Raw genomic sequence first — 25,229 nt, 5'->3', positions numbered from 1 at the left:
TTGTCGTCACTGTGACGATAGAGGTGTCCATCGATTGTCGTCAAGATGACGAGAGCTGGGGGAGCAGGGAAACGAGTGGACCCCCGCGCGGCGCGGGGGTCCATGGAGATGGAGAGGGAGGGGGAAGGGTCAGGGGTGATACGGGCTACGGCACGGGCGCGGGCACGGCCACGGGCCCGGTCGGCTGGGCGGGCACCCCGGCCACGGTGGCGACCCCGGCGACCCCGGCAACGCCGGTCAAGGAGGCCGCACCACCCATCTCGACCGTCACGGTCACCCCCGCCGCCTCCACCGGCCCGGCCGTCCCGTCGGCCTCCGGCCCCAGCCCCGCCGTCAGCAGGACGACCCCGCGCGCGGCGACGAGGGACGCGGCGGCGGCGACCGCCCAGCCCCAGGCGCCCGCGCGGAAGGTCTCGCCGAGGAGGGCCACGCCGATCACGGCGGCGGCGGCCGGGTTGGAGAGGTTGACGACGGCGAGCGGCGCCGCGAGCCCGCCCCGGTACGCGACCTGGGAGAGCAGCAGCCCGCCGACCGCGAAGGCGGCGATCAGGACGGCGAGCAGGGCCGTCTGCCACCAGCCGGTCGGCCCGCCGGGCAGGTCGCGGGCGAGCGCGGCGGTCAGCGTCTGGGTGAGCGCCGAACCCACCCCGGAGGCCATCCCGGACGCGGTCGCGTGGCCGAGGCCCCGGCGCCGCGAGGCCGTCCCCTCGTGGGCCCGCGCGCGGGAGGCGAGCAGCCCGATGAGGAGCAGCGTCGCGCCGGTCACGATCAGCGCCTCGCGCAGGCTCAGGGCCTCGCCCGGGGCGGCGGGCCCGGTCACGGCGACCAGGCCCATCAGGCCCACCAGGGTCCACAGCGCCCCGCGCCACTCCGCGCGGGTGACCCGGCGGTGCGCGCCGTAGGCGCCGATGGGGAGGGCGGCGACGAGGGTCAGCGCGCCCAGTGGCTGGACCAGGGTGAGCGGCCCGTAGTGCAGGGCGGCCACGTGCGCGAGGGCGCCGCCGGCGTTCAGGCCGACCGCCGACCACCACTGGGGGCGGGCGAGCAGCCGCCGCAGCGCCCCGGGGCCGCCGGCGGAGGCGGAGGCGAGCCGGGACTGGGCGACGGCGGCCAGGGCGTACCCGGCGGCCGAGACGAGCGAGAGGAGGATCGCGACGGCGGTCCCGGCGACGGGGCTCATCGCAGGGCTCCGGCGGTGGCGGTGGCGGTGGCTCCGGCGGGGGCGAGGGGCCCGGGCGCCGTGGTCCGCCGCGCCCGGCCGGGCGCGGGGAAGACGAGCAGGGCGAGCCCGAGGAGCACGGCGGCGGCGAGGGCGTCGAACCAGTAGTGGTTCGCGGTGCCGACGATCACGAGCAGGGTGAGCGCCGGGTGCAGCAGCCACAGCAGGCGCCACCGCGAGGACATCGCGGCGATCAGCCCGATCGCGACCATCAGGGCCCAGCCGAAGTGCAGCGACGGCATCGCGGCGAACTGGTTCGCCATCGAGTCGGCCTCCGGCGTCGCCCCGTACACCGAGGGTCCGTAGACCTGCGCGGTGTCGACGAGACCGGTCGCGGCGAGCATCCGGGGCGGCGCGAGCGGCAGCAGCAGGTGCAGGGCGAGCGCGGCGGCGGTCAGCAGGGCGAGCACCCGGCGGGACCACACGTAGTGGGCCGGGCGGCGCCAGTACAGCCAGGCCAGGAAGGCGAGGGTGACGGGGAAGTGCACGGCCGCGTAGTACGTGTTGGCGGCCCTGACCAGGCCCTCGCCGTGCAGGAGCAGGTCCTGGACCGCGCCCTCGCCGGGCAGGTGCAGCGCCCGCTCGGCGTCCCACAGCCGGTCGGCGTTGCGGAACGCGCGGGTCTCGTGCCCGTTGGCGAGGAGCCGGCCGAACTTGTAGACGAGGAAGAGCGCCGTGACCAGCAGCAGCTCACGGACGAGGGGCGGTCTGGGGGTAGCCGCCGTCCCCGGTCCGGCAGGACGTGATCTCCGTATCCCGCGTATCCCGGCAGCCATGACGCGGCCCCCTTTTTCCCTGCAATTCGGACAGCAAACGGAGGAACTCTAGATTCGAATTCATCGAGACGCAAGCGTATCGATACGTTTGCGTCTCGATTGTGCACCCCCTACTCTCGTATGTGCGGACAGATCGCGGAAACAGCCGTCCGCCGGCACCGCGCGCCGCCCGGGAGGAAACCGATGTCCACGCAGGCCGCCACCGCCGCCGCCAGGCGCGGCAAGCTCACCCCCGAGCGGGAGACGGAGCTCTACGAGGCCGTCATCTGCCTGCTCCGCGAGGGCGGCTACGACTCCGTCACCATGGAGGGCGTCGCGGCCCGCACCAAGTGCGGCAAGGCCACCCTCTACCGCCAGTGGGGCACCAAACCCCGGCTCGTCACCGCCGCCCTCGACAAGCGCCGCTGCGCCGTCTTCACCGGCATCGACACCGGCTCCCTCGTCGGCGACCTGCGCGCCGCCGCCGGCGTCGCCGCCTCCCGCCGGGACCGCGACACGGAGCTGATGGAGGCCGTCAGCCAGGCGTACATCCAGCACCCCGACCTGCGCGCGGCCCTGCGCGAGACCGTCATCGAACCCGAGGTCGCCGCCCTCGACGCGATGCTCGGCCGCGCCGTCGAACGCGGCGAGATCGACGCCGACAACCCCGCCATCGGCTTCGTCGCCCCCAGCTTCCTCGGGATGCTGCGCATCGAGCGCCTCTTCGAGGACCGCTTCGCCGACCCGGACACCCTGAGCGTCTTCGTGGACGCCGTCCTGCTGCCAGCCCTGCGCGTCCGCCCGGCGGCCGACGGCACCCCGGCCCCGGGCCCCGCCGAGGTGTGAGACCCCGGGAGTTCCGGCACCCTGAACCCATGCCTCCCGCACCGCCGCCCGCGCCCGCGCCCGGACCCGTACGCGTCCGGGTACGCCGGATCTACGAGCCCCCCGCCCCCGACGACGGACTGCGGGTCCTCGTCGACCGCCTCTGGCCGCGCGGGATCGCCAAGGCCGACGCCCACATCGACGAGTGGCCCAAGGCCCTCACCCCCTCCACCGAACTGCGCCGCTGGTACCACGGCCCCGACGGCGCGTACGAGGAGTTCCGCCGCCGCTACCGGCTCGAACTCGCCGAACCCGCCGCCGCCGAGGCGCTCGACGCCCTGCGCGCCCGCACCGCCGAAGGCCCCGTCACCCTCCTCACCGCCGCCAAGGACCCCGCGCTCAGCCACACCGCCGTGCTCACCGAACTCCTGGCACCGGACGGCGGCTGAACCCCGCCGGACACCCCCGCGCGCACGGCCCTTTCGGGCCACCTCCCCGCCCGCCCCTGTTCACCGGCGCACCACCCCCGGCACCATGGGAACGAGACCACCGCACGCCCGCCCCGTACGCCCACCCCCCGCCCCGCCCCGCCCCGCACCAGCGACCGCGAGGAGGCCCCGCGTGGAGCCGGACCAGGCCCAGCGGAAACGGCACGACGCGCACGACGTGCTCGACGCGTTCCAGCGCGACCCCTACCCCCTCTACGCCCGCGCCCGCCGCGCCGAGGGCCTCACCTACGTGCCCGCCCTCGACGCCTGGCTGGTCGCCCGCGACGCCGACATCCGGGAGGTCCTGCTGCGCACCGGGGACTTCTCCTCCGCCCAGGCCCTGCGCCCCGACGTGGTGCCCGCGCCCGCCGCCCTCGCGGTCCTCGCCCAGGGCTTCGCGCCCCGGCCCACCGTCGTCTCCACCGACGGCCCGGCCCACCGCCGCCACCGCGCCCCGCTCAACACCGGCCTCTCCGCCGCCCGCACGGCCGCCCTCACCCCGTACGTCCGCGAACAGGCCGACACGCTCGCCGAAGCCCTCGCCGCCGACGGCACCGCCGACCTCATGACCCACTACGCCCGCCGCCTGCCCGGCGCCGTCGTCGGCCGGCTCCTCGGCCTCGACCCGGCCGACGTGCCCGCCGCCGTCCACGGCTCGTACAGCGCCGAGAGGCTCCTGTTCCGCCCGCTGCCCGAAGCGGACCAGATCGCCGCCGCCGAGGACGTCCTCGCCCTCCAGCGGCTCCTCGACCGCTACGCCCGCGCCCGGCGCACCGCGCCCCGCGACGACCTGCTCACCGCCATGGTCCGCGCCCTCGCCCCCGACGCCGGACTCGGCCCAGGGCCCCGCGCCCTCACCGCCGACCAGCGCTGCGAACTGGTCGCCAACCTCCAGAACCTCCTCATCGCCGGGCACCTCACCACCACCGCCCTCATCGGCGGCACCGTCCTCCACCTGCTCCGCCACCCCGACCAGTGGCGCCTGCTGCGCACCCGCCCCGACCTCGTCCCCGCCGCCGTCGAGGAGGCCGCCCGCTACGACACGGCCGTCCAGGGCTTCCGCCGCACCACCACCCGTCCCGTCTCCATCGCCGGCACCGAACTGCCCGCCGGTGCGACCGTCTTCGTCGCCTACGGCTCCGGCAACCGCGACCCCGCCCGCCACCACGACCCCGACACCTTCGACATCACCCGGCCCCGGCCGGGGCCCCACCACCTCGCCTTCGGCCACGGACGGCACGGCTGCCCCGGCTCCCAGCTCGCCCGCGTCCAACTCCGCGCCACCCTGGAGGCCCTGACCCGCCGCCTCCCGGACCTCCGCCTCGCCGACGGCCCGCCGCCCGCGATGCTCCCCACCCTCATCCACCGCTCGCCCGAGGAACTCCGCGTCACCCGCTGAACGCAACCAGCCGAGGCGCCTCCGCCGAGGCGTCCGGCACCGGAGCCCCGGGCGCCGCCACCCGGGCGGCCAGCCCTCGCGCCCACGTCACAAGCCCGGCGACATCGACCCCGTACGTCACGGCCCCCGGCCCCGCCGCGTACCCCTCCACCCGCGCGGCCCCCCGCAGCAGCAGCCGCGCCCCGCCCCGCGCGTTCCCGCGCGCCGCGTGCGTCAGCCCCACCGCGAGCTGCGCCAGCCCCTGCCACAGCTCCCGCTCACCGCCCGGCCCCGACTTCCAGGCGTCCTCGAACACCTCGTGCGCGTGGAACGGCATCCCCGCGTCCAGCAGCCGCTGCGCCTCCCGCACGGTCTCCCCGGGCACCCGCACCACCCCCTCCGGCTGCCGCGGCACCCCCTCTGCCCCGTACGGCAACGGCCGCCCCAGCCCATCCCGCGGCCGCCCGCTCCGCGCCCGCCCTTCCCCGTCCCGATCCCTGTCCATCCACCCATTCTCCGCCGCGGGACCCCGGTGACGCCCCGTGTGCTGATCCACCCCGGGAAGTGAGGTAATGTTCTCTTGCACGCCGCCGCCGGAAACACCCCGGAGGCAGCAGGGCACCGGGACGTGGCGCAGCTTGGTAGCGCACTTGACTGGGGGTCAAGGGGTCGCAGGTTCAAATCCTGTCGTCCCGACTCGAAAGAGTCGTAGCCGAGGGGCCGCTTCAGAGACATCTGGAGCGGCCCCTCGGGCGTTGCCGGGACCTGTGGGCCCGGGCCCGGCTCACGGGCCGAAGTGCACCACCCCGATTGCCTGGAGCAGAGCACGGGGGTCGTCCCGCCGGAGCCGCCGCAGCGCCCCGTGCAGGGCGCGGGCCGCCCGGTCGGGGGTCGGCCCCAGACCCCGGTAGAAGGACGCGGCGACCTGTGCCCGCGCCAGGTCTCCCGTATGGCCCAGCCAGCCGATCACATGCCGGAAACCCGCCGCGCGCAGGGAGGTGGTCGTCGACCACGTGCCGCCTGCGGTAGCGGAGCCGGAGAGGTACGCGAGCGCCCCGTGCGGGGTGACGGCACGCGACAGGCCGAGGGCCTCGGCCGCGGAGGACAGGGAGTTGGCATCCCGCCAGCTCACGGGCCCGCAGTAGTGGAAGTAGGCGGTCTCCTGGAGGTATCCGACGATCGACTGCGAGGGGAACCCGTCCACCCGCCGGACCTGGGCATACGGATGGAGCCGTTCGACCCGCTCCGCCTCCTCCCGTGCCCTGGGCAGTGCTTCGGACGCCACGATGACGAGCATGCGCCGCTCGTCGGTCTCGTCCGGCCGCCGTTCGTGGGAGCGCGCCGAGGCGAGCGCGTGGAGACTCGGGGTGTACGAGTGGACCGCGTAGTCCACGGCCATGCGGTCGGGTCTGCCCGCCGCGTGCAGGGGCAGCCTGTCGAACGCGCCCGTGGGGTACCACCAGACGCGCGGCAGGAGCTCGTCCTCCTCGTGCGCCGAGGACGGCACGGTGTCCCGGTGCGCCGTGAAACCGAGCGCGTCCAGGACCGGCCATACGGTGCTCTTCGCCAGCCGGTCGAGTGTGTTCCAGCCCTCCGTCGAGTGGTGCTCCACATCCGGCCAGAAGTGCGCCGCCATTTCACGCACTTCGTGCTCTTTGACGGGCAACGGCAGTACGGACATCCTGTGGCGCGTCACCAGCAGGGCGTCGCAGCGAAGCCGGGCCGCGTTCAGGACCACCACCGGCCCCTCGTCGGCCACCGAGGAGGGCACCGGCGGGGCGCCGGAGCCGTGGAGACCGGAAGCCCCCGGGACGGCCTCGGCGAGCGCGACCGTCCGTCGCCGGATCCCGTCCAGCACCGGAACGGACGGTGTGACGTGCCCGATGCCGAGCCGGAGATACGCCCAGAGCCACCGCAGCTCCCCGGCGGCGCTCGACGGGGCCGGGTGGTCTCCGGCCGTCCCGTACGCGGCGAGGACGGCGGCGCGGTTCTCCAGGAGGGCCAGCGCCCGGCCCGGGGCGTCGGCCTCGAGCGCGTAGGCGGCGGCCTCGCGGCTCAGCCGCTCCCAGGTGTCGAGGATCTCCCGGTGCGCGGGGTCGTGGGGGAGCGCGAGCAGCGGGGGCAGCTCCCGGGTGATCTGTGCGAGGGTGCTCGTCACCGACTCCGGGGCCCCTAGTTCTACGGAGATCTCCGTCTGCCAGAGGAGGGCGTGAAGCCGCTGGAGGGGGCGCACCGCGTGGGTGACCGCGCGCCGTGCCAGGTCGGCGGCGTCCACCAGCAGAGAGCGTGAATGGTCGGCACGCCGGGCTCGGAAAGCGGCCTGGAGCAGCAGGAGGGACGAGAGGGACGACATACGGGCCGTGGAGTCGGGCGGCGCCGTCGACGTGCGCACCACCTCGTCCCAGCTGTTGATCAGTTCGGCCAGCGCCGCCCGCTCCGGTACGTCGGCCGTCCCCGGCAGCAGGGCGGAGACGATGTCGTCCGGGGGGCACCAGAGCGGCCGTTCGGTGCCGGCCGAGAGGGGCTGCCAGCTCATCCGCAGGCTGGTGACGGCGTCCCGCAGTGCCTCGGGGGCCCTGGAGGCGGCGTAGTCCAGCAGCAGGCACTCCCCTTCCAGGGCCTGCGCGGCCCGCTGGTGTGCGGGTGAGCGGGACTGACTGCGTGCGTCGGCTACGGCCACGGCGCACTGGGCGCGGGCTTCCCGCAGTTCCTCGGGCCGACCGCTCCGCCGGTAGGCGGCGACGAGACACCGGGCCAGTTCGAGCTGCGCCCTGCCGTGCCAGGGAGACGACACGGGCAGGGGCGCCGTCCCCAGGGCATGGAGGGCCTCGTCGAGGGCCTCGCGTTCGCGAGTCAGCGCGCACCGCAGTCGCAGTACACCCGCCAGCTGGAGGCGTGCGTGCGTGAACCGCAGCTCGCGGCCCGGCGGGGTGAGAGAGACGGCCGAGCGGGCGTGGTGCAGCGCCTGTGAGAAGGCGGCACGTGACCCTGCCTCGCCGAACCGCGCCAAGAAGAGCTTGGAGAGCAGTAGTTCGCGTTCGGATCGGGAGTCCGTGGGCTCGTCCTGCGGCCATTCGTCCATCCTGAGACGCTCGATCCGCCTGAGCGCCGTGGGGTCGCCCGTCGCCTCGTGCCAGGCGAGGAGGACGCCGGCCAAGGGCACCGCGCAGGACATCTCGTCCTCGGCCGTGACGACGGCCCGGTCGGCCAAGGTCAGCGCGTCCCGCAGAAGGGCTTCGCGACGCTCCTCCTCGTAGACGGTCGTGTAGGTGACGAGCAGCTCGGCGACGAGTCGCCGGTAGTCCGGCCCCGCGGTCGTCGGCAGGGCGGCGATGAGGGCCGTCTCCTCCAGGGCCCGGCTGAGCCGGACGGTGTCCCCGGTGTGCGCGAACGACGCCCGCAGGGCGGCCAGTCGCATGGCGTGGGTGCCGAGGTCCTTCGAGGAGCCGGGAGAGTCCAGCAGGAGCCCGGTGACGAGGAGGGCCTGTTCGATCGTGTGACGGTCGCCCCGGAGGAACCCGTACGTCAGATAGGTCTCCGCGACGACACGGCCCAAGGCGGCGGACCGCCGCAGGACGTGGTGCGCTTCCGACAGCCGGTCGCTGATCCTGACCGCGGCGGTCAGCTCCTCCATGCCGTCGCCCAGGCGCGCCCGCCCGATGATGGACGACATCCTGCCGATCAACCGCTCGACGTCTGCGGCGATCTCGCCGTCCAGGACCGGGCCGACCAGACTCTCCAGCGAAGGCTCGGCCCGGGACGGCGAGGGCCGCTCCCGCGCCGCCTCGATCCGGTAGCTCCGCCCCGCCCCCGTGCTCAGTTCCACCGGGCCCTCGCCCACCTGCACCCGTACGGCGGCCATGCCCTCGGGGACCCGCACCGGCAGCGTGCCGGAGGCGGTGATGAGCTCGACGAGGCGAGGGTCGGTGTCCGGGACGAGGACGGCCACGGCGTCCCGGCCCCGGACCCGGCCCAGGACGAGTGCGGTGCCCTCGCGCAGCACCCCGAGGCGGACCTCGTCCACGGTGTCGCCGAGGCGGGCGACGTCGGCGAGGGCCAGGTCCGGGGGGCGCCCCGCGTCGAAGGCGGGGACATGCCGCCGGGAGGCGTGCGCCAGGCTCCACGCGGGGCCGACCGACCGGGCTTCCTCCGGCAGCCGGTGCCACGCCTCCGCGAACCAGCCCGCGAGACCCGCGCGTTCCTCCCGGACCAGCCCGTGCAGGGCGCCGTCGAGAAGCCGGCCGACCTCCTCCAGGTCGCCGGTCAGCGTGTGCCAGGTGACCCGCTCCTCCAGCAGCAGCGCCGGAGACAGGTCGCGGTGGCAGGTCTCCACGACGCCCAGGAGCGCGTCCAGGCCCGGCTCGGACCGCAGCCGTTCGACCAGCCCGGCCCGCAGATACGGAAGGCAGTCCGGCAGCAGGGCGATGGCCTCCGAGGTGCGGGCGCCCACCCAGTCGCTGAACCACAGGTCGGCCTCGGCGCCCGCGTCCAGCCGCGGCAGGAACCGGAGCCGTACGGCCCGGATCAGCTCGGGTTCGACGCGGGTGGCGAAGCTGAGCAGCCGGGCCAGCTCCAGCGCGCCCTGCGGCGGCGCGGGCGGCAGGTGCCCGGGCGGGCCGCTCATGCCCGCCCCGTTCCGACGTGCCCGGGGCGGGTCGTCCGGTCCCAGCCGACCAGCGGCAGCACCCTCGGCATCCAATTCGCCCACCGGTCGCGGGCGTAGGGCGTCAGGGCCACGGCGCCGCACCCGGCCCGGCGCACCAGACAGGCGAAGTCCGTCCACTCCTCGCGGGTGCCCCGCCGTTGGTGGCCGGGCGGGCCGCCGAGTCCCAGGTCGGAGAGGACGAGGACCCGTCGGCCCGGCTGCGGCGGCCGGTACGCGGTGCGCGTCCAGCGGGGGCCCGGGCCCGTGCCGCGCTGGGGGGCGTCGGAGAAATAGCCCACCTCCACCAGTGCCGGACCGACCACGGCCCGTACCCGGCGCAGAAGTTCGTCCTGGTCCCGGCGGAACGGCTGCATCCCGGCGCCCCGGTCGACCAGCACCTGGACGCCGTGACGCAGCGTCGGCACGGGCAGCCGGGGCAGTGCGGTGACGGGGCGGCACCGGGCCAGCGCGTCGATCAGCGCGTCGAGGTCGACGGGGCCCTCGGGGACCGGGCGTGCGACCAGGGCGCGGATGACGGCGTCCGTCCAGCGGGGGACGAACAGCGGCTCGTACGGCGGCGGGCGGTACTCGCCGGACGGGCGGGCGAGCGGTTCCACCGGCGGCCGGCGCGCCGCCTCCTCGTCGGGGCCTTGGTCACCGCGTACGGGGCGCAGCAGCGGCAGCCCGGCGAGCACGTCCTCGGATTCCGGCGCCTCGCCGGGGGTGTCCGGCGTCCCGTGCGGCTCGTCCCCGGGACCGGCGGCCGGGTCGGGGAACGGGCGGGGGAAGGGGTCGTCCGCCGAGCGGGACGGGCCGGGCGGCGGGGCGGAGTGCTCCGCGACGGCGGCCGGCGCGAAGCCGAGCATCCGGGCGGCCTTCACCCGTGCCTCGTCCGTCTCCGCCACCTCCAGGGCGCGCAGGACGTCGGCGAGCCAGATCTCCCCGCGCACCGGTCACCGCCCGTCTTCCGCCGGCTTGGCCAGCGTGAGGTCGCGCAGCAGGGCCCAGCGGTGGTCGTCCGGGGTGATGCCCAGCGTCAGGCAGGCGCGCAGGGCGTCCAGGAACTCGGCCGTGCTGGGCAGCCGTTGGAGGCCGTGGCCCGTGCCCTCGCGGCGTACCCTCATCAGCTCGTCGGCGAGCGCGCCGATCAGTTCGGCGGTAGAGGCCGTGACGTTCCGGCCCTCGTGCCGCAGGTGCATTCCGGCGATGCGGACCAGACCCTCGTGGGTGGGGCCGGGCAGGGTGAAGGTGACGCAGCGCCGGACGAATGCCTGGGGCAGGTCGCGTTCGCCGTTGGTGGTGATGACGATCAGCTGCGGTCCGGCCCCGGCCTCGCGGCGCACGAGGGTGCCGGTGTCCCCGACGGTGAACTCGTGCGAGGCGAGCGGCACCAGGAGGCTGTTGGGCAGGTCCGGGTCCGCCTTGTCGATCTCGTCGATCAGGACGACGGCACCGCTCGGCCGCGCCCCGCGCGGGAAGCGCTCCGCGGGGTCGCGGTGCCGGGCGGGGGCGAGCAGACCGCCCCGGCTGCCCGCCGACTCGGGGGCGAGGGCCCACCACAGGACGCCGGGGACGACGTAGTCGCCGTCGTTCAGGCGCCCGTGGTGGGCCTGCGCGTCCGCCAGTCTGCGCACGCTGTCGAAGCGCCAGAGCAGGTCGGTGTCCTGGGTCCGGGCGGTGACCACGTGCTCGTAGTAGCGCAGACCGTGCCGACGGGCGTGGTACGGGGCGAGCGACGATTTACCCGATCCGGGGTCGCCGCTCAGGAGCAGCGGACGGTCGGCGGCCAAGGCGACGTCGACGGCCAGCTGCAGGTCGTCGGGCATGTGATACACGAAGCCGTCCCGCGGGTCGGGGCCGTGTGTGAGCTGCTCTGCCACGAGGGCTCCTAGTACGTTCCGGTGAGGCGTTCGGGCAGCCGGGCGAGGTTCTTGTTGCGCCGCCGGGCGCTCTGCTCCTGGGCCTGGGTGAGCAGGGGTTCCAGGAGCAGCGCGTTGGCGAAGCGCTCCCGGTCCTGCGGGCCGGCGGGTGTCGTGCCGGTCGTCACCAGCACGATCAGCCAGGAGAACATCTCGTGCAGCAGACCGACGGCGGCGGCGAAGTCCGCCTCGGGCACCTGCTGTTCGTCGATGATCAGGTAGTGCCTGCGGGCGTCCAGGTCGTCCGGGAGCCAGCGGTCGTCCTCGTCCTCGACGTAGAAGAACAGCTCCCACACGTTCTTCGTCCAGGAGCGCACCCGCTCGCCGACCCGGTCCTCGCCGATCGGCAGGCTCCGCCCGATCGACTTCACCTCGTAGTCCGTGTGATTGCAGCACGTCGCCCGCCGCACGTAGTCCTTGGCGGTCTCGGGGAAGTGGGCGTTCAGCAGCAGGGTCATCGCCTGGGGCGGGCCGCCCGGGGGCGGCAGCACGCTCCGCGCGGCCTCCTCGCTCACCCAGGTCGCGCCGAGCGCCCCGGCCAGCCGGGAGATCGCCTGGTCGGACAGGGAGGGGGCGAGGGCTTCGAGGGCCCGCTCCATGCGGTCGTGCGGCGCGACCAGGAACTGGTGGGCCAGGAACCGGCACCCCTCGTGCCCGCCGGTGACGGTGCCGAGGTGCTTGTCCTCCATCCTCAGCGCCTTCAGGGCCCTGGACAGGTGCGAGGGGGAGGCGAGGGCCTCGCGCAGATAGACGCTGAGGTTGGTGAGCCAGGCGCTCATCGGGTCGTCGTCCATCGGCCCGTCCGGTAAGGCGGCGAACCGCTCCAGCACCCGGTCCGCCAGGACACCGGCGTCCGCGGGCTCGCCCGACCGCATCCGGGCGAACTGCTGCGGTCCCAGCTCCTCCAGACCGGCGAGCTTCACGTCCCGGGTCCTGAGCTCGCCCAGGAGGACGGGGATCACCAGCAGGGGGACGCCGAGTGCCCGCCGCCACATCAGGATGTTCACCTCGCGCCGTACCCAGGTCGACGCCAGCGCCTTGTCGTTGATCAGCACGACGGCCGCGTCGCAGCGCACCAGGCGGTCCACGATCTCGGCCCGCCACTCCTCGCCGGGCGGGATCGCGTCCTGGTCGACGAACGGCCGGTGGCCCCGCTCCCTCAGCCCGCGCTCGATCCGGCCCAGGACGTCCAGGGCGTACGTGTCGCCCCGGGCGCTATGGCTGATGAAGACGTCCCCCACACCGCCGATTGTGATCCACCGTCCGCGGCCGGGAGGGGGTTTTCACAAACCGGCGTCGAATTCCGGCTTGGCCACCGTGATGCGCCAGCGGCGCGTCTCCTCGGTCAGGCTCGCCTCGGCGCGCAGCACCAGCGCCCGGAAGGCGGCGGCGAGTTCGGCGTTCCCGGGCCGGCCGAGCAGTCGCCGCAGGGCGTTCTCGTGTCCCAGCAGCTCCAGGCGGGTCTCCCGGTAGGACACGGCGAGCCGCTGCCCGGCGAGCAGGTTCTGCACGGCCAGCACCGTGTTGCACAGCGGCGGCAGCCCGGCGGCGAGCACCGCGACCAGGGCCGTCAGGAACGGCGGCCCGGCACCGTCGGGCACGGCGGCGAGCAGGATCGCGTACGAGACGGCGATCGCGACGGCCGAGAGGACCACACCCTTGGCGGTCCGGCCGAGCACCCCCTCGGAGCGCTCGCACTTCTCGGCGGCCAGCTCCATGAACAGCCGCTGGCGCCGGATCCGGTGGTCCAGGTACGTGCGCATCCGGTCGTCGAGGTCCCCGGGGACGGCGACGACCGGGTCGCCGGCGCGCCGCCACACCTCGTCCCGCCAGTCCCGCTGCCCGCCGTCCGGCTCCTCGTCGGCGAGGCGGGCGAAGCGGTCGAGCGCACCCGGGTCGGCGTCGGCGAGCAACGTCGTCCGCGCGTCCCGCACCAGCGCCGCATCCGCGTCGGAGCGGCCCAGGTAGGGGCCGACCCCCGCGAGGACGAGGAACATCTCCCGGCGGAACAGCTCGGCGCGCACCCGGGCGGTGACCCAGGGCCGGGACGGGTCCTGCTCCGTCCACACCGTCCACACCAGGGCCCCGAGGAGCAGGCATTCGGCGACGACGAACCCGACGGCGAGCCCGCCGCCCTCCGCCAGGAACACGGTGTGCGCGGTGAGGAAGAGGACCGCCAGCAGCGGCAGGACGGCCAGCCTGATCCCGGTGGCCCGGTACTGGCCCTGGGACCCCACCGGGACGTCGCCGGGCGGGCGCCGCAGGACGTTCGGGTAGTCGAGTGGCGGGCGGATCCCGGCGCCGGGCGCCCACGCCTCCCGCCGCTCGCGGCTGGCGCGGCGGCGGCGCCGGTGCGCCCACTCGCGCCCCAGGAGATAGCCGTGGTGCAGCAGAGTCAGCGCCCAGACCGCGGCGACCGAGGGCAGCGTCCCCACCCATGCCGAATCCGGGACGGAGACCGCCGCCAGGATCCACCCGGCCAGTACCGCACTCGCCCCGACGGCCGTCGCCACTCGCACCGCAGCCCGCATCGACATCCTCCCCCTTGGCCGTCCCCGGCCCTCCCCGCGCACGACTCTGGCATACCCCGGGGACCGGAGAGGGCAACGAGACGACAAGTAGGCGAGGGCGGACGCCTCGCCCCCCGCCCCCTCCGGCCACCGAGGGAGACGAGTGCCGGTTCGCGCCAAGTTGTCGGGTGGGCTGTCGGGTTGGGGCGGGCTGGCCTATCTTCTAGGGGCCCGCGGCGGTTCGCGGTTCGCGGTTCGCCCTGGAGGTCACCCTTGCCGTTCCGTCGCGTTCCCGCCCGGGTCCGGGCGCGCCGTGCACCGCTGCTCATAGGCTTCGGGCTCGGCTCGCTGCTGGTCGGGCTCACCCCGATGCTCGGTGTGGCCAGTCCCGGGCCGACGCCGCCGCCCGCCGGGTTCGACCAGCAGACGGCGCAGCAGTCGCCGCACCACGGGGTCGCGCCCGCGAACGCCATGGAGCCGACGGCGCCGGTGCTCGACCGGACCGGGTGGACGGCCGTCGCGAGCGACGAGGAGACCGCGAAGGAGGACGGGCGGGCGGCCAACGTCCTCGACGGGAACGCCGCCACCCTCTGGCACAGCCGCTGGTCCGTCACCCCCGCCCCGCTGCCGCACACCATCACGCTCGACATGCACCGCACCACCGTGGTCTCGGCGGTGATCTACCAGCCCCGCACCGACGGCAAGGCCAACGGGCGGATCGGCGAGTACAGCATCAGCGTGAGCTACGACGGGAAGAGCTGGGGGAGCCCGGTCGCCACCGGCACCCTCGCCGACGACGCCAGCGCCAAGACCCTCGGCTTCGCCCCGCAGGGGGCCCGCTTCGTGCGGCTCACCGCCACCGGCGAGGCCGGCAAGCGCGGACCCTGGAGCGCCGCCGCCGAGCTCAACCTGCTCGGCGACCCCGGCACCCCGCAGTCCACCGTCGACCTGCCCCGCACCGGCTGGACCGCCACCGCCAGCGACGAGGAGACCGCGAAGGAGAACGCCCGCGCGGCCAACGTCCTCGACGGCGACGCCGACACCCTCTGGCACAGCCGCTGGTCGGGCACCCCCGCCCCGTTCCCGCACACCATCACCCTGGACATGCACCGCACCGAGGCCGTCTCCGCCCTCGTCTACCAGCCCCGCACCGGCAACCTCAACGGCCGGATCGGCACGTACTCCGTCGCCACCAGCACCGACGGCACCACCTTCAAGGCACCGGTCGCCACCGGCACCTGGCGCGACGACGACACCGTCAAGACCGCCACCTTCACCCGCACCGAGAGCGCCCGCTACGTGCGGCTGACCGTGACCAGCGAGGCGGGCAACCGCGGCCCCTGGACCTCCGTCGCCGAGATCCGCCTCAGCGGACCCGCCGCCCCCGCCACGCACGGCTCCTGGAGCCGGATCACCGGCTTCCCGCTCGTCCCGGTGGCCACCGCCGTCCTCCCCGGCGACAAGCTGCTCGCCTGGTCCGCGTACGCGATCGACCGCTTCGGCGGCAGCAACGGCTACACCCAGACCGCGATCCTCGACCTCAAGACCGGCAAGGTCACCCAGCGCCGCATCGACAACACCGGCCACGACATGTTCTGCCCCGGCATAGCGATGCTCGCCGACGGCCGGGTCCTCGTCACCGGCGGCAGCAACGCCGAGAAGGCCAGCATCTACGACCCGGTCACCGACGACTGGTCGGCGACCAGCAGCATGAACATCGCCCGCGGCTACCAGGCCATGACCCTGCTCTCCACCGGCGAGGCGTTCGTCCTCGGCGGCTCCTGGAGCGGCGCCGCCGGCGACAAGGCCGGCGAGGTCTGGTCCCCGGACACCCGCAGCTGGCGCACGCTCCCCGGCGTCCCCGCCGCCCCCGCCCTGACCGCCGACCCGGCCGGCGCCTACCGCGCCGACAACCACATGTGGCTGTACGCCACCTCCGGCGGCAAGGTCCTCCAGCTCGGCCCCAGCAAGCAGATGAACTGGATCACCACCGAGGGCGCCGGCAGCATCACCCCCGCCGGCCCCCGGGCCGACAGCCAGGACGCCATGACCGGCAACGCCGTCCCGTACGACATCGGCAAGATCCTCACCCTCGGCGGCTCGCCCGCGTACGAGAAGTCGCAGGCCACCCGTCGCGCCTACACCGTCAGCGTCGACGGCGGCCAGGCCAGCGCCGCGCGGACCGGCGACATGGGCTACGCCCGCGCCTTCGGCAACAGCGTCGTCCTGCCCGACGGCAAGGTCGCCGTGTTCGGCGGGCAGACCTACCCCGTCCCGTTCAGCGACGCCACCTCCGTGCTCACCCCGGAGCTGTGGGACCCGGCGACCGGGAAGTTCACCCCGCTCGCCACCATGGCCATCCCGCGCAACTACCACAGCGTCGCCAACCTGCTGCCCGACGGACGGATCTTCTCCGGCGGCGGCGGGCTGTGCGGCGACTGCGCCACCAACCACTCCGACGGGGCCGTGTTCACCCCGCCGTACCTGCTCAACGCCGACGGCTCGGCCAAGCCCCGGCCCGTCATCACCGGCGGAGTACCGCCCCGGGCCGACGCGGGCAGCACCCTCACCGTCACCACCGAGGGCCAGGCGGCGTCCTTCGTCCTGATGCGGGCCGCCGCCGCGACCCACTCCACCGACAACGACCAGCGCCGCGTCCCGCTGGTGTCCGCACCCGCCGGCACCGGCACGCACACCGTGTCCATCCCGGCCGACAAGGGCGTGGTCCTGCCCGGCACCTACATGCTCTTCGCCCTGGACGCCCACGGGGTGCCGAGCACCGCCAAGTTCATCACCGTCAGCTGACGGCGCCGTCGGCCGGGTCCGCCAGGTCCTCCAGGTCCTTCTCCCGCAGCGTGAAGGACCTGGAGACCCCGCCCGGCTGCGGCTTCTCCGTCAGCAGGCCCACCTCGCGGTAACCGGCCCCCTCGTAGTACGCGTTGAGCGGGGCGTTCCCGGCCAGGCAGTCCAGCCGCACCCGGGACCGCCCGGCCGCCCGCACCCGCGCCTCCGCCGCCCGCAGCAGCAGCCGCCCGGTGCCCGGCGCGGCGGCCTCCCGGTCGACCATCAGCCGGTGCACATAGCCGGCCACCGGCGGCTGCGGCCCCCACGCCGCCTCGTCGCGCCACCACAGCTCCCAGGCCCCGACGACCCGCCCCGCGTCCTCCGCGAGCCACACCTCGTCCCGCTCCAGCACCCGCCGGAAGTGGTCCTCGCCCAGCTCCCCGGGGAGCCACTGGCCGGTGACGCCCCGTGCCAGCATCCAGCGGGCCGCCGCGTCACGCAGGCGCACCAGGGTGGTCAGATCGGCCTCGGCGGCCCGGCGTACCCGCAGCTCGTTCACGCCGGGATCCTCGCACGCCGCCGCCACCGGGCCGCCCGCGCCCCCGGCGCTCACCCGGCCACCGCGTGGGGGCTCCGGCGCAGCGCCGCCGGGGTGTGCCCGGTCCAGCGGACCACCGCCCGCCGCAGGGTGCGGGCGTCGGCGTAGCCGCTGCGCTCGGCGATGGCGGCCACCGAGAGGCCGGTGGTGCGCAGCAGGTGGGTGACCTCGGCCCGCCGTACGGACTCCAGCTCCGCCGACCAGGTCGTGCCGTGGTCGTCGAGGCGGCGCTGGAGCGTGCGCGGGCTGACGGACAGCCGGGCCGCGGCCGTGGGGAGCGCGGCGTCGCCGTCCAGCGCCGCGTCCCGGAGGGTGGCGCGGAACAGCGCGAGCCAGTCGTGCAGCGGGACGCTGGCGGCGAGGGTCAGCTCCGCGTGCCGCCGCAGCACCGCCGACAGGCCCGGCTGGGCGTGCGGCCGCCGCTCGCGCAGGTCGGCGGCGCGGAAGGTCATCGAGGTGACCGGACGCTCGAACTCGACCCGCGCGGTGCCGAACAGCTCCGTGAGGAGCCCGTGCCGACGGGGTGTCCTGGCCGCCAGAGTGGCGCGTACGGGCACGAGTTCGCGGTTCAGGGCGACGCCGAGGCGGTGCCGGACGAGCCCGAGTCCGTACGCGCGGATGGCGGAGGCTGCCTCGTAGGTGAGGTCGGCGGCGTTCACGTGCGAGACGGTGATCTCCCCGTCCTCCTCCTTGACGCGCATGGTCTCGGTGCCGGTGTCCGCGACACCGGCCAAGTACTCGACGGCGTCCCGGAGTCCTTCGAGCGGGGTGGGCGCCGAGGTGAACAGGTAGTCCCACACCCCCAGGTCGCCGAAGGCGCTCTGACGGGTCATCAGGGCGGACACCTCGGTCCAGTGGGCCTTGGCGACCATCAGCTCCCAGATGCGCACATTGGTGGCGGCGGGTGTCCGGTAGCGGTCGCCCGCCAGGTGCTCGGGGCCCATGCCCAGCAGATGGGTGTAGCGCTCGTCGGGAATGCCCAGGATGCCCGCGGCCCTGGCGTTGACGCGGGTGAAGGCGGACGGGGTCGTGCCGGGATGCGTATGCGAAGCCACGAGCGGCGACCCTAGGCGAGCGGTGCCCGTGGATCATCCCGGTGCCGCACAGTTCGTCACTGCGCCCGGCGCGAGATGTCCCCCCGGTGGCGCCGCCGGACCTGGGCCCGGTCACGCACCGCCATCTAGCGTCGCGTTCGGTGCCGGGGCGGGGACGAGCCGGGCGGGGCCGTGGCGGCGGCGGGGTCCGTTCGCCGCCGGGGGCGCTCCGTGCCCTTGCTCGGCCTCCTCTCCCCGGTCACCCGAGACGAATCCGTGCCGATGGGGAGGGAACGAGCAGTGAACGAGCGTGTGGAAGGGCCCGACGGATGGGGCGGGAGGGCGAGATGGCTGCGGCCCGGGGTGCTGCCCCGGGTGGCGGTGTCACTGGCCGGACTGATGGCCGTCGAGGCGGCCGTGGTCGTGGGGACGACCGGGCAGGCGGTGGCGCTGGCCTCGCGGGGGACCGCCGCCGCCGAGCGGCCCGCGTCCGCGACGGAGGCGGCGGACCTGCCGTCCGCCGTGGTCGCGGCGCGCCTGTCGGGCAGGCGGGTGGAGGCCCGTTCGGAGCGTACGGAGTCGTCGACGACCTGGGCGAATCCGGACGGTACGGTGACGACGGACGCCGCCTCGGGGCCGATCCGGTTCCGCGACGGGGCGTCCGGCGAGTGGCGTGACATCGACGTCGAGCTGACGAAGCGGGACGGTGTGGTCGCGGCGCGGTCGCACCCGCTGGGGCTGCGGCTGGGCGGGCGGACGCCGTCCGCGCAGGCGGCGAAGGTCCGGGCGTCGGGTGCGGCGGGCGGGGCGGACACGGCGGAGGTGCCGCTGGTGACGCTGGCGGCGGGCGAGGGCCGTGAGCTGGGCCTGTCGTGGCGCGGGGTGCTGCCGGAGCCGGTGGTGTCGGGGACGACGGCGCGCTATGTGGACGCGTTGGCGGCGACGGACCTGATCATCGAGTCGACGCGGACGGGTTTCGAGCAGTTCCTGGAGCTGAAGAATCGTTCCGCCGTGGCGGCGAACGGCTCGGTGACGCTGACGCTGAACGCGAAGGGCGTCAGGGCGCGGGCCAACGCCGACCGTTCGGTGACATTCCTCGACGTGAAGTCGGGCAAGCAGGTGGGCCTGCTGCCGGCGCCGGTGATGTGGGACGCGAGCGTCGACCCGAAGTCGGGCGAGCACACCCGGCGGGCGGACGTCGGCCTGAAGGTGACCCAGCGCGGCGGCCGGGTGGACCTCACGCTGACCCCGGACGCGAGGTTCCTCGCCGACCCGGCCACGGTGTTCCCGGTGACGGTGGACCCGGCGGTGAACATCGGGGCGAGCTTCGACACGTTCGTCCAGCAGGGCTACACGACGGACCAGTCGGCGTCGACGGAGCTGAAGCTGGGGAACAACGGCTCGGGCCAGATCGCCCGTTCGTTCCTGCACTTCCCGATGGCGGGCATCACGGGCAAGCAGATCCTCGGCGCGAAGCTGAACCTGTGGAACGCGCACTCCTGGTCCTGCGCCCCGGCTGGCTGGGAGGTCTGGGACACCCCGCACGCCTCCACGGCGAGCCGCTGGACCAACCAGCCGAACTGGAACACCAAGTGGGCCACCTCGACGTCCACGAAGGGCTACTCGTCGGCCTGCGGGGACGGCTGGGTGAGCCAGGACATCAAGAACCTGGCGGTGGCCTGGGCCGCCAACGGCAACGGCAGCAACTCGATGGGCATCAAGGCCGCCAACGAGACCGACCCGAGCGGCTGGAAGCGGTTCAACTCGGGCAACGCCGCCACCAACACCCCGTACATCTCGGTCACGTACAACACGATCCCGTTCGCCGGGAACCCGATGAAGGTCACCCCGGGCCGCGCCAACGGCGGCAAGAACTGGGTCACCACGACCACGCCCGACATGACGTACACGGCCAGCGACGCCGAGACCGGCTTCCTGCGCTCCAAGTGGGAGCTGTGGGAGGGCACGACCAACCTGGACGTGTACGACTCGGGGACGTACGACCCGGTGGTGAACAAGACGGTCACCTTCCAGGTGCCGCCGGGCAAGCTGGTCAACGGCAAGACCTACTGGTTCAAGGGCCGCGTCAACGACGAGAACGCCTGGTCGAACTGGACGCCGTCGGTGTACTTCACCGTCGACACCGCCAAGCCCGCCGCGAGCACGGTCGGTTCGGCCGACTTCCCGGCGAACACCTGGTCGGGCACGCCGGACGCGAACAACACGTTCTCGGGCGCCTTCACGCTCACGCCGCCCGCGAGCGACGTGGCGGCGGTGGAGTACAAGCTGGACTCCGGCGCCTGGAACTCCGCGACCACGACCGGCACGGCCGTCACGCAGACCCTGTCGTTCCCGGCGGGCAAGCACACGGTGACGGTCCGCACGAAGGACCCGGCTGGGAACGTGTCGGCGGAGTCGTCGCACGTCTTCTACGCGGGCTCGGGCGCCGCGCTGCTGACCCCCGGCCAGGGCGAGCGCCCGGCGCGCCGGGTGGGCCTGTCGGCGGAGGGCCTGGCCTCGTACACGGGGGTGACGTACCAGTACCGCCGCGGCGAGACGGACGCGTGGAAGAGCGTGCCGGCCGCCGACGTGCGGCAGGGTGCGAACCCGGTGTCCGGCTGGCCGGTCGCGGTGACGAACGGCAAGCCCGCGGGGCTGACGTGGAACGTCACGGACACGCTCGCTGAGGACGGCGCGATCGAGCTGCGCGCTGCGTTCACGGACGGGTCCGCGACCGTGTACTCGCCGGTGAACGAGATCACGGTGGATCGGAACGCGGGGACGGCGCCGTCGGAGACGGCGGGTCCGGGTTCGGTGAACCTGCTGACGGGCGACTACGGCCTGTCGGCCACGGACGCCTCGATGTTCGGCCTGTCGGTCTCGCGCACGGCGTCCTCGCGGCGTCCGGACGCGGGTGCGAAGCAGGAGGGGCAGGCCGCGATCTTCGGCCCGCAGTGGACCTCGGGCACCAGCGCGGAGCTGACGGAGTCGGACTGGTCGTTCCTGCGCAAGACCTCGACGACCTCGGTCGCGCTGGTCGACGCGGACGGCGAGGAGCTGGGCTTCACCGCGAAGAGCGGCGGCGGCTGGAAGCCGGAGCCGGGCTCGGAGGACCTGACGCTGACGGGCTCGCTGACGGGTTCGTTCACGCTGAAGGACACCGAGGGCACGGTCACCGTCTTCACGAAGCCCGACGCGGCGGCCACCACCTGGCAGGTCGCGTCCAGCACCATGGACGGCCTCGCGCAGTCCACGACCACGGTGATCTCCGAGACGGTCACGGTCGGCGCCAACAAGCTGGCCCGCCCCAAGCTGGTCATCGCCCCGACCTCCGCCGCCTCGGCCACGACGTGCACGGCGACGCCGTCCACGAAGGGCTGCCGCGCGCTGGAGTTCGTCTACGCGAGCACCACCACCGCCACGGGCAGCGCCCTGGGCGACTTCGCGGGCCAGGTCAAGGAGATCCGCGCCTGGTCGACCGAGCCCGGCGCCGCCGCGGCGACCGCGAAGACGGTGCAGAAGTACGCGTACGACGCGTCGGGCCGCCTGCGCGAGACGTACAACCCGCTGATCAGCCCGTCTCTCGTGACCGCGTACAGCTACGACAGCGTCGGCCGCGTCACCGGCCTCGCGCCGCCCGGCGAGCTGCCGTGGTCCTTCACCTACGGCAAGGCAGGCAACGCGGCCACCGCGGGCGAGGGGATGCTGACGAAGGCCAGCCGGAGCGGTCTGCAGCAGGGCAGCAAGGACGTGGTGTCTGGGACGGCGGCGACCAGCGTCGTCTACGACGTGCCGCTGACCGGCACCAACGCCCCGTACAAGATGGGTGTCAGCGATGTCGATGCCTGGGGGCAGAGCGACGCGCCGACCGACGCGACCGCCGTCTTCCCGGCCGACGCCGTCCCCGCGGCGCACTCCGGCGACGGACTGGCCGCGGGCGACTACCGCCGCGCGTCGATCACGTACACCAACGCCTCCGGGCGCCAGGTCAACACGATCGACCCCGGCGGCAACGTCACCACCACCGAGTACGACCGCTTCGGCAACTCCGTGCGTGAACTGACGCCCGGGAACCGTGCGTTGGCGCTCGGCGGCACGGACGCGGACAAGGCGGTGCTGACCGACCTCGGCATCATCGGCCTGCCCGCCAAGGACCGTGCCGACCTCCTCGCCACGGAGTCCGTGTACGACGCCAAGGGCCTGCGCGAGCTGGAGGAGTTCGGCCCGCTGCGGCGGATCACCCCGACCGGCGGCGCCGAGTCGGCCGTGGCCCGTTCCTGGACGGTGAACGAGTACGACGCGGGCCGTCCGGCCGACGCGAAGGTCGAGGACCAGGTCACCAAGGTCACCACCGGCGCCCAGGTCTACGGCTCCACCACCATGTCGGACGCCCGTGTCACCCAGACCGTGTACGACTGGGCGAAGGGCCTGCCGGTCAGGACGGTCAAGGACCCGGCCGGCCTCGCGATCACCGAGGCCACCGAGTACGACGACCAGGGCCGCATCACCAAGCAGCTCCTGCCCGAGGCGACCGGCACCGACGCCGGCACCCGCGTGACCACGTACTGGTCCGCGACCGGCACCGGCGCGTGCGCGGGGCGTCCGGAGTGGGCGGACCAGGTCTGCTCGACGGGCCCGGCGGGCGCGATCACCGGCGGCGGCACCCAGCCGAACCAGCTCCCGACGACGACCACCGAGTACGACTGGTGGGGCAACCCGGTCAAGGCCACCGAGACCGCGAACGGCGTCACCCGCACCACCGTTACCACCTACGACACCGCGGGCCGTCCGACGAAGAGCGTCATGACGGGCGGGCTCGGCCAGGCGGTCCCGGAGGCGACCACCGAGTACGACCCGGCGACCGGCCAGGCGGTCAAGGCGGTCTCGCCGACCGGCGGCACGATCACCAAGGAGTTCGACAAGCTCGGCCGCCAGGTCTCCTACACGGACGCCGACGGCGGGGTCACCCGCACCGAGTACGACCTGCTCAACCGCCCGGTCAAGACGACCGACTCGGCCCCGTCGACGGTGACGTACGCATACGACACCAACGCGGAGCCGCGCGGCCTGGCCACCTCCACCACCGACTCGGTCGCCGGAACCTTCGCCGCCACCTACGACGCCGACGGCTCCCTCGCCACCGAGAAGCTCCCCGGCGGCTACACCCTGACCGTCGCCGAGGACACCACCGGCGCCACCCAGTCCCGGGTCTACACCCGCGACAGCGACAAGCAGGTCGTCTACTCCGACACGGTCGAGGAGTCCGTCCACGGCCAGGTCACCGAGCACACCGGCTGGTCCGCGCAGAAGTACGCGTACGACGCCACGGGCCGCCTGACCGGCGTCAACGACACCGTCGGCGACGTCTGCACCACCCGGACGTACGCCTTCGGCAAGCGGACCAACCGCACGTCCCTGACCACCGCGGCGGGCGCCGCCGGTGCGGCCTGCCCGACCACCGGAGGCACCACCACCGCCTACACGTACGACAGCGCCGACCGGCTCGTCGACACGGGCTACGTCTACGACGCCTTCGGCCGCACCACCGCCCTGCCGGGCAGCCAGCTCGGCTACTACGCCAACGACCTCGTCCACCAGCAGACCAGCGGCACCCAGCGCCAGACCTGGCAGCTCGACGCGGGTCAGCGCCGCCGCTCCTGGACCGTGGAGGAGAACACCGACGGCACCTGGGCGACGACCGCGACCAAGGTCAGCCACTACGACAGCGACGGCGACAACCCCCGCTGGACCGTCGAGGACCCCTCGGACGGCACCCTGACCCGCAACGTCGAGTCCGCCTCCGGCGACCTCGCGGCCACCACCGGCGGCACCGGGAACACCGTCCTCCAGCTCACCAGCATCCACGGCGACGTCGCCCTCCAGCTCCCGCTGAACGCCGAGGACGCCCCGCTGGTCCTGGACAGCGACGAGTACGGCAACCCGCGCGCCGGCCAGCCGGCCGTCCGCTACAACTGGCTCGGCGCCAAGCAGCGCTCCAGCGAGACCCTCACCGGCCTCATGCTGATGGGCGTCCGCCTCTACAACCCGGCCACCGGCCGCTTCCTCTCGATCGACCCGGTCTACGGCGGCGGCGACAACCGCTACGGCTACCCCGGCGACCCGGTCAACCAGTACGACCTCGACGGCAAGTCCTGGTGGGGCCGGTTCAAGCGCCGGGCCCGCTCCTGGGGCGGCAGGGTCTACCGCGCCTACAACAGGGCCCAGGCGTCGGTGCTGGGCCGGGGCTCCGCGTACCTCAGCCGGGCCGCCGGATACCGCTGCAGCCGGCGCTACGGCATGCGCGTATGCTCGGGCGGCGCCGGGTTCCACGCGCGGGGCGGCACCACCATCGGGACCACGTTCTTCACCTCGAACCGGAACCCCTCCTACAACCTGATGCGGCACGAGAAGCGGCACCGCTCGCAGTGGCGGCGCTACGGGCTCTTCTTCGGCTACATGTACTTCCGGGCCGGGCGGAACCCCTGCCGCAACAGGTGGGAGCGCCGCGCGGGTTACAGGGATGGGGGATATTCATGCTAGACGGGCGGAACGGGCGGAGGACCTGGCCCTGGGTCGTGGGCATCGGGGGGCTGGCTCTCGCGCTGGTCGGCGGCGGCCTCGCGATGTGGGCGTTCGTCGTCAACACGATGTCCGACCCGGGGAGCCAGGGACACGTGGGGATCCGGGTGACCGGCGGCGAGGTCACCGTCAAGGTGGCGCAGTGCCCCGGTGACGCGCCCCGCAGGGTCGAGGTCTGGGACAGCGACACGGAGAAGCCGGTCTGGTCCGCCGACGGTCCGCTGACCGCCGACGGCCGGAGCGGGCAGCTGACCCTGTGGAAGGCGACCGACTACCGCACGGCCACGCGGACGCCCGCCAGCCCGCCCACGATGCTCGACGTGAGCGTCGACTACGGCTCCTCGGGCAGCACGGGCGAGGTCTTCGACATGTCAGTGGTGAAGACCGCCGGGATCCCCGAGGGCGCGTTCTGGACCGCCGACGGCATCAAGACCGCCCAGCAGATCGACGGCTCGCTGCGCTGCTCGGAACGGGCCGCCACGGCGCCCTGACGCC

At 74.2% G+C, this 25,229-nt stretch carries 16 protein-coding genes and 1 tRNA gene; 7 read left to right on the top strand and 10 right to left on the bottom strand.

From position 1 onward, the window contains the following. Window positions 1-145 precede the first annotated feature (145 nt). A complete protein-coding gene (locus AB0C99_RS20415; RefSeq protein ID WP_362476767.1) occupies window positions 146-1,180 on the bottom strand; it encodes a DMT family transporter in 1,035 nt (344 codons plus the stop codon). Then, entirely contained in the window at window positions 1,177-1,995 is an 819-nt protein-coding gene (locus AB0C99_RS20410) for a phosphatase PAP2 family protein (RefSeq protein WP_362476765.1), read from the bottom strand. The genes AB0C99_RS20415 and AB0C99_RS20410 overlap by 4 nt, the downstream gene beginning before the upstream one ends. Before the next feature lie 183 nt (window positions 1,996-2,178). On the opposite strand from AB0C99_RS20410, the gene AB0C99_RS20405 reads away from it, so the two are divergent. From AB0C99_RS20405 to AB0C99_RS20395, 3 genes are all read left to right on the top strand, one after another. Next, window positions 2,179-2,820: a TetR/AcrR family transcriptional regulator gene (locus AB0C99_RS20405; protein ID WP_362476763.1), complete on the top strand. Its 642-nt coding sequence runs from the start codon at window positions 2,179-2,181 to the stop codon at window positions 2,818-2,820. A 29-nt stretch (window positions 2,821-2,849) separates the two neighbouring features. Further along, window positions 2,850-3,248, top strand: a complete 399-nt coding sequence (locus AB0C99_RS20400) for a DUF488 family protein (protein WP_362476761.1) — start codon at window positions 2,850-2,852, stop codon at window positions 3,246-3,248. Window positions 3,249-3,420: 172 nt separating this feature from the next. Beyond that, a complete protein-coding gene (locus tag AB0C99_RS20395) occupies window positions 3,421-4,686 on the top strand; it encodes a cytochrome P450 (protein WP_362476759.1) in 1,266 nt (421 codons plus the stop codon). Here the strand turns inward: AB0C99_RS20395 and AB0C99_RS20390 are convergent. Next, window positions 4,676-5,170: a DUF309 domain-containing protein gene (locus tag AB0C99_RS20390; RefSeq protein WP_362476757.1), complete on the bottom strand. Its 495-nt coding sequence runs from the start codon at window positions 5,168-5,170 to the stop codon at window positions 4,676-4,678. The two genes, AB0C99_RS20395 and AB0C99_RS20390, sit on opposite strands and share 11 nt — an antisense overlap. A gap of 117 nt (window positions 5,171-5,287) precedes the next feature. On the opposite strand from AB0C99_RS20390, the gene AB0C99_RS20385 reads away from it, so the two are divergent. Next, window positions 5,288-5,361, top strand: a tRNA-Pro gene (locus AB0C99_RS20385). 88 nt (window positions 5,362-5,449) lie between these two features. On the opposite strand, the gene AB0C99_RS20380 is transcribed toward AB0C99_RS20385, so the two are convergent. From AB0C99_RS20380 to AB0C99_RS20360, 5 genes are read right to left on the bottom strand one after another with little or no spacing between them, the layout of a single operon-like run. Then, window positions 5,450-9,289, bottom strand: a complete 3,840-nt coding sequence (locus AB0C99_RS20380) for a hypothetical protein (RefSeq protein ID WP_362476755.1) — start codon at window positions 9,287-9,289, stop codon at window positions 5,450-5,452. Beyond that, window positions 9,286-10,260, bottom strand: coding sequence for a hypothetical protein (locus tag AB0C99_RS20375; protein ID WP_362476754.1), 975 nt, complete (start codon window positions 10,258-10,260; stop codon window positions 9,286-9,288). The genes AB0C99_RS20380 and AB0C99_RS20375 overlap by 4 nt, the downstream gene beginning before the upstream one ends. Window positions 10,261-10,263: 3 nt before the next feature. Continuing rightward, the gene (locus tag AB0C99_RS20370) at window positions 10,264-11,190 is read right to left on the bottom strand and encodes a MoxR family ATPase (RefSeq protein WP_362476752.1); all 927 of its coding nucleotides are present in this window, start codon (window positions 11,188-11,190) and stop codon (window positions 10,264-10,266) included. An 8-nt stretch (window positions 11,191-11,198) separates the two neighbouring features. Then, window positions 11,199-12,470: a toll/interleukin-1 receptor domain-containing protein gene (locus AB0C99_RS20365; RefSeq protein ID WP_362476751.1), complete on the bottom strand. Its 1,272-nt coding sequence runs from the start codon at window positions 12,468-12,470 to the stop codon at window positions 11,199-11,201. Window positions 12,471-12,512: 42 nt separating this feature from the next. Continuing rightward, complete coding sequence (locus tag AB0C99_RS20360; RefSeq protein ID WP_362476749.1) at window positions 12,513-13,760, bottom strand: hypothetical protein; 1,248 nt, start codon at window positions 13,758-13,760, stop codon at window positions 12,513-12,515. A gap of 252 nt (window positions 13,761-14,012) precedes the next feature. On the opposite strand from AB0C99_RS20360, the gene AB0C99_RS20355 reads away from it, so the two are divergent. Further along, window positions 14,013-16,544 (top strand): discoidin domain-containing protein, encoded by a 2,532-nt coding sequence (locus tag AB0C99_RS20355; protein WP_362476747.1) that lies wholly within the window; start codon window positions 14,013-14,015, stop codon window positions 16,542-16,544. On the opposite strand, the gene AB0C99_RS20350 is transcribed toward AB0C99_RS20355, so the two are convergent. Further along, window positions 16,537-17,082 (bottom strand): GNAT family N-acetyltransferase, encoded by a 546-nt coding sequence (locus AB0C99_RS20350; RefSeq protein ID WP_362476745.1) that lies wholly within the window; start codon window positions 17,080-17,082, stop codon window positions 16,537-16,539. The genes AB0C99_RS20355 and AB0C99_RS20350 overlap by 8 nt on opposite strands. 50 nt (window positions 17,083-17,132) lie before the next feature. Beyond that, on the bottom strand, window positions 17,133-18,176 hold the full coding sequence (locus AB0C99_RS20345; RefSeq protein WP_362476743.1) for a helix-turn-helix domain-containing protein: 1,044 nt from the start codon (window positions 18,174-18,176) through the stop codon (window positions 17,133-17,135). A 279-nt stretch (window positions 18,177-18,455) separates the two neighbouring features. On the opposite strand from AB0C99_RS20345, the gene AB0C99_RS20340 reads away from it, so the two are divergent. Both AB0C99_RS20340 and AB0C99_RS20335 read left to right on the top strand, forming a co-directional pair. Next, window positions 18,456-24,695 (top strand): DNRLRE domain-containing protein, encoded by a 6,240-nt coding sequence (locus AB0C99_RS20340; protein WP_362476741.1) that lies wholly within the window; start codon window positions 18,456-18,458, stop codon window positions 24,693-24,695. Further along, window positions 24,689-25,225 carry a hypothetical protein gene (locus tag AB0C99_RS20335; RefSeq protein ID WP_362476739.1) on the top strand — a complete coding sequence of 179 codons (537 nt, stop codon included), beginning with the start codon at window positions 24,689-24,691 and terminating at the stop codon, window positions 25,223-25,225. Before AB0C99_RS20340 ends, AB0C99_RS20335 begins: the two co-directional genes overlap by 7 nt. Window positions 25,226-25,229 lie beyond the last annotated feature (4 nt).

Source organism: Streptomyces sp. NPDC048659, assembly GCF_040650575.1.
Taxonomy (GTDB): domain Bacteria; phylum Actinomycetota; class Actinomycetes; order Streptomycetales; family Streptomycetaceae; genus Streptomyces.
This window is presented reverse-complemented; position numbering and strand designations above follow the sequence as displayed.

Coding starts and splice junctions, on each gene's coding strand:
- AB0C99_RS20335 (WP_362476739.1), top strand. CDS start 24,689: ATGCTAGACGGGCGGAACGGGCGGAGGACCTGGCCCTGGGTCGTGGGC.
- AB0C99_RS20380 (WP_362476755.1), bottom strand. CDS start 9,289: ATGAGCGGCCCGCCCGGGCACCTGCCGCCCGCGCCGCCGCAGGGCGCG.
- AB0C99_RS20390 (WP_362476757.1), bottom strand. CDS start 5,170: ATGGACAGGGATCGGGACGGGGAAGGGCGGGCGCGGAGCGGGCGGCCG.
- AB0C99_RS20405 (WP_362476763.1), top strand. CDS start 2,179: ATGTCCACGCAGGCCGCCACCGCCGCCGCCAGGCGCGGCAAGCTCACC.
- AB0C99_RS20415 (WP_362476767.1), bottom strand. CDS start 1,180: ATGAGCCCCGTCGCCGGGACCGCCGTCGCGATCCTCCTCTCGCTCGTC.
- AB0C99_RS20360 (WP_362476749.1), bottom strand. CDS start 13,760: ATGCGGGCTGCGGTGCGAGTGGCGACGGCCGTCGGGGCGAGTGCGGTA.
- AB0C99_RS20410 (WP_362476765.1), bottom strand. CDS start 1,995: ATGGCTGCCGGGATACGCGGGATACGGAGATCACGTCCTGCCGGACCG.
- AB0C99_RS20400 (WP_362476761.1), top strand. CDS start 2,850: ATGCCTCCCGCACCGCCGCCCGCGCCCGCGCCCGGACCCGTACGCGTC.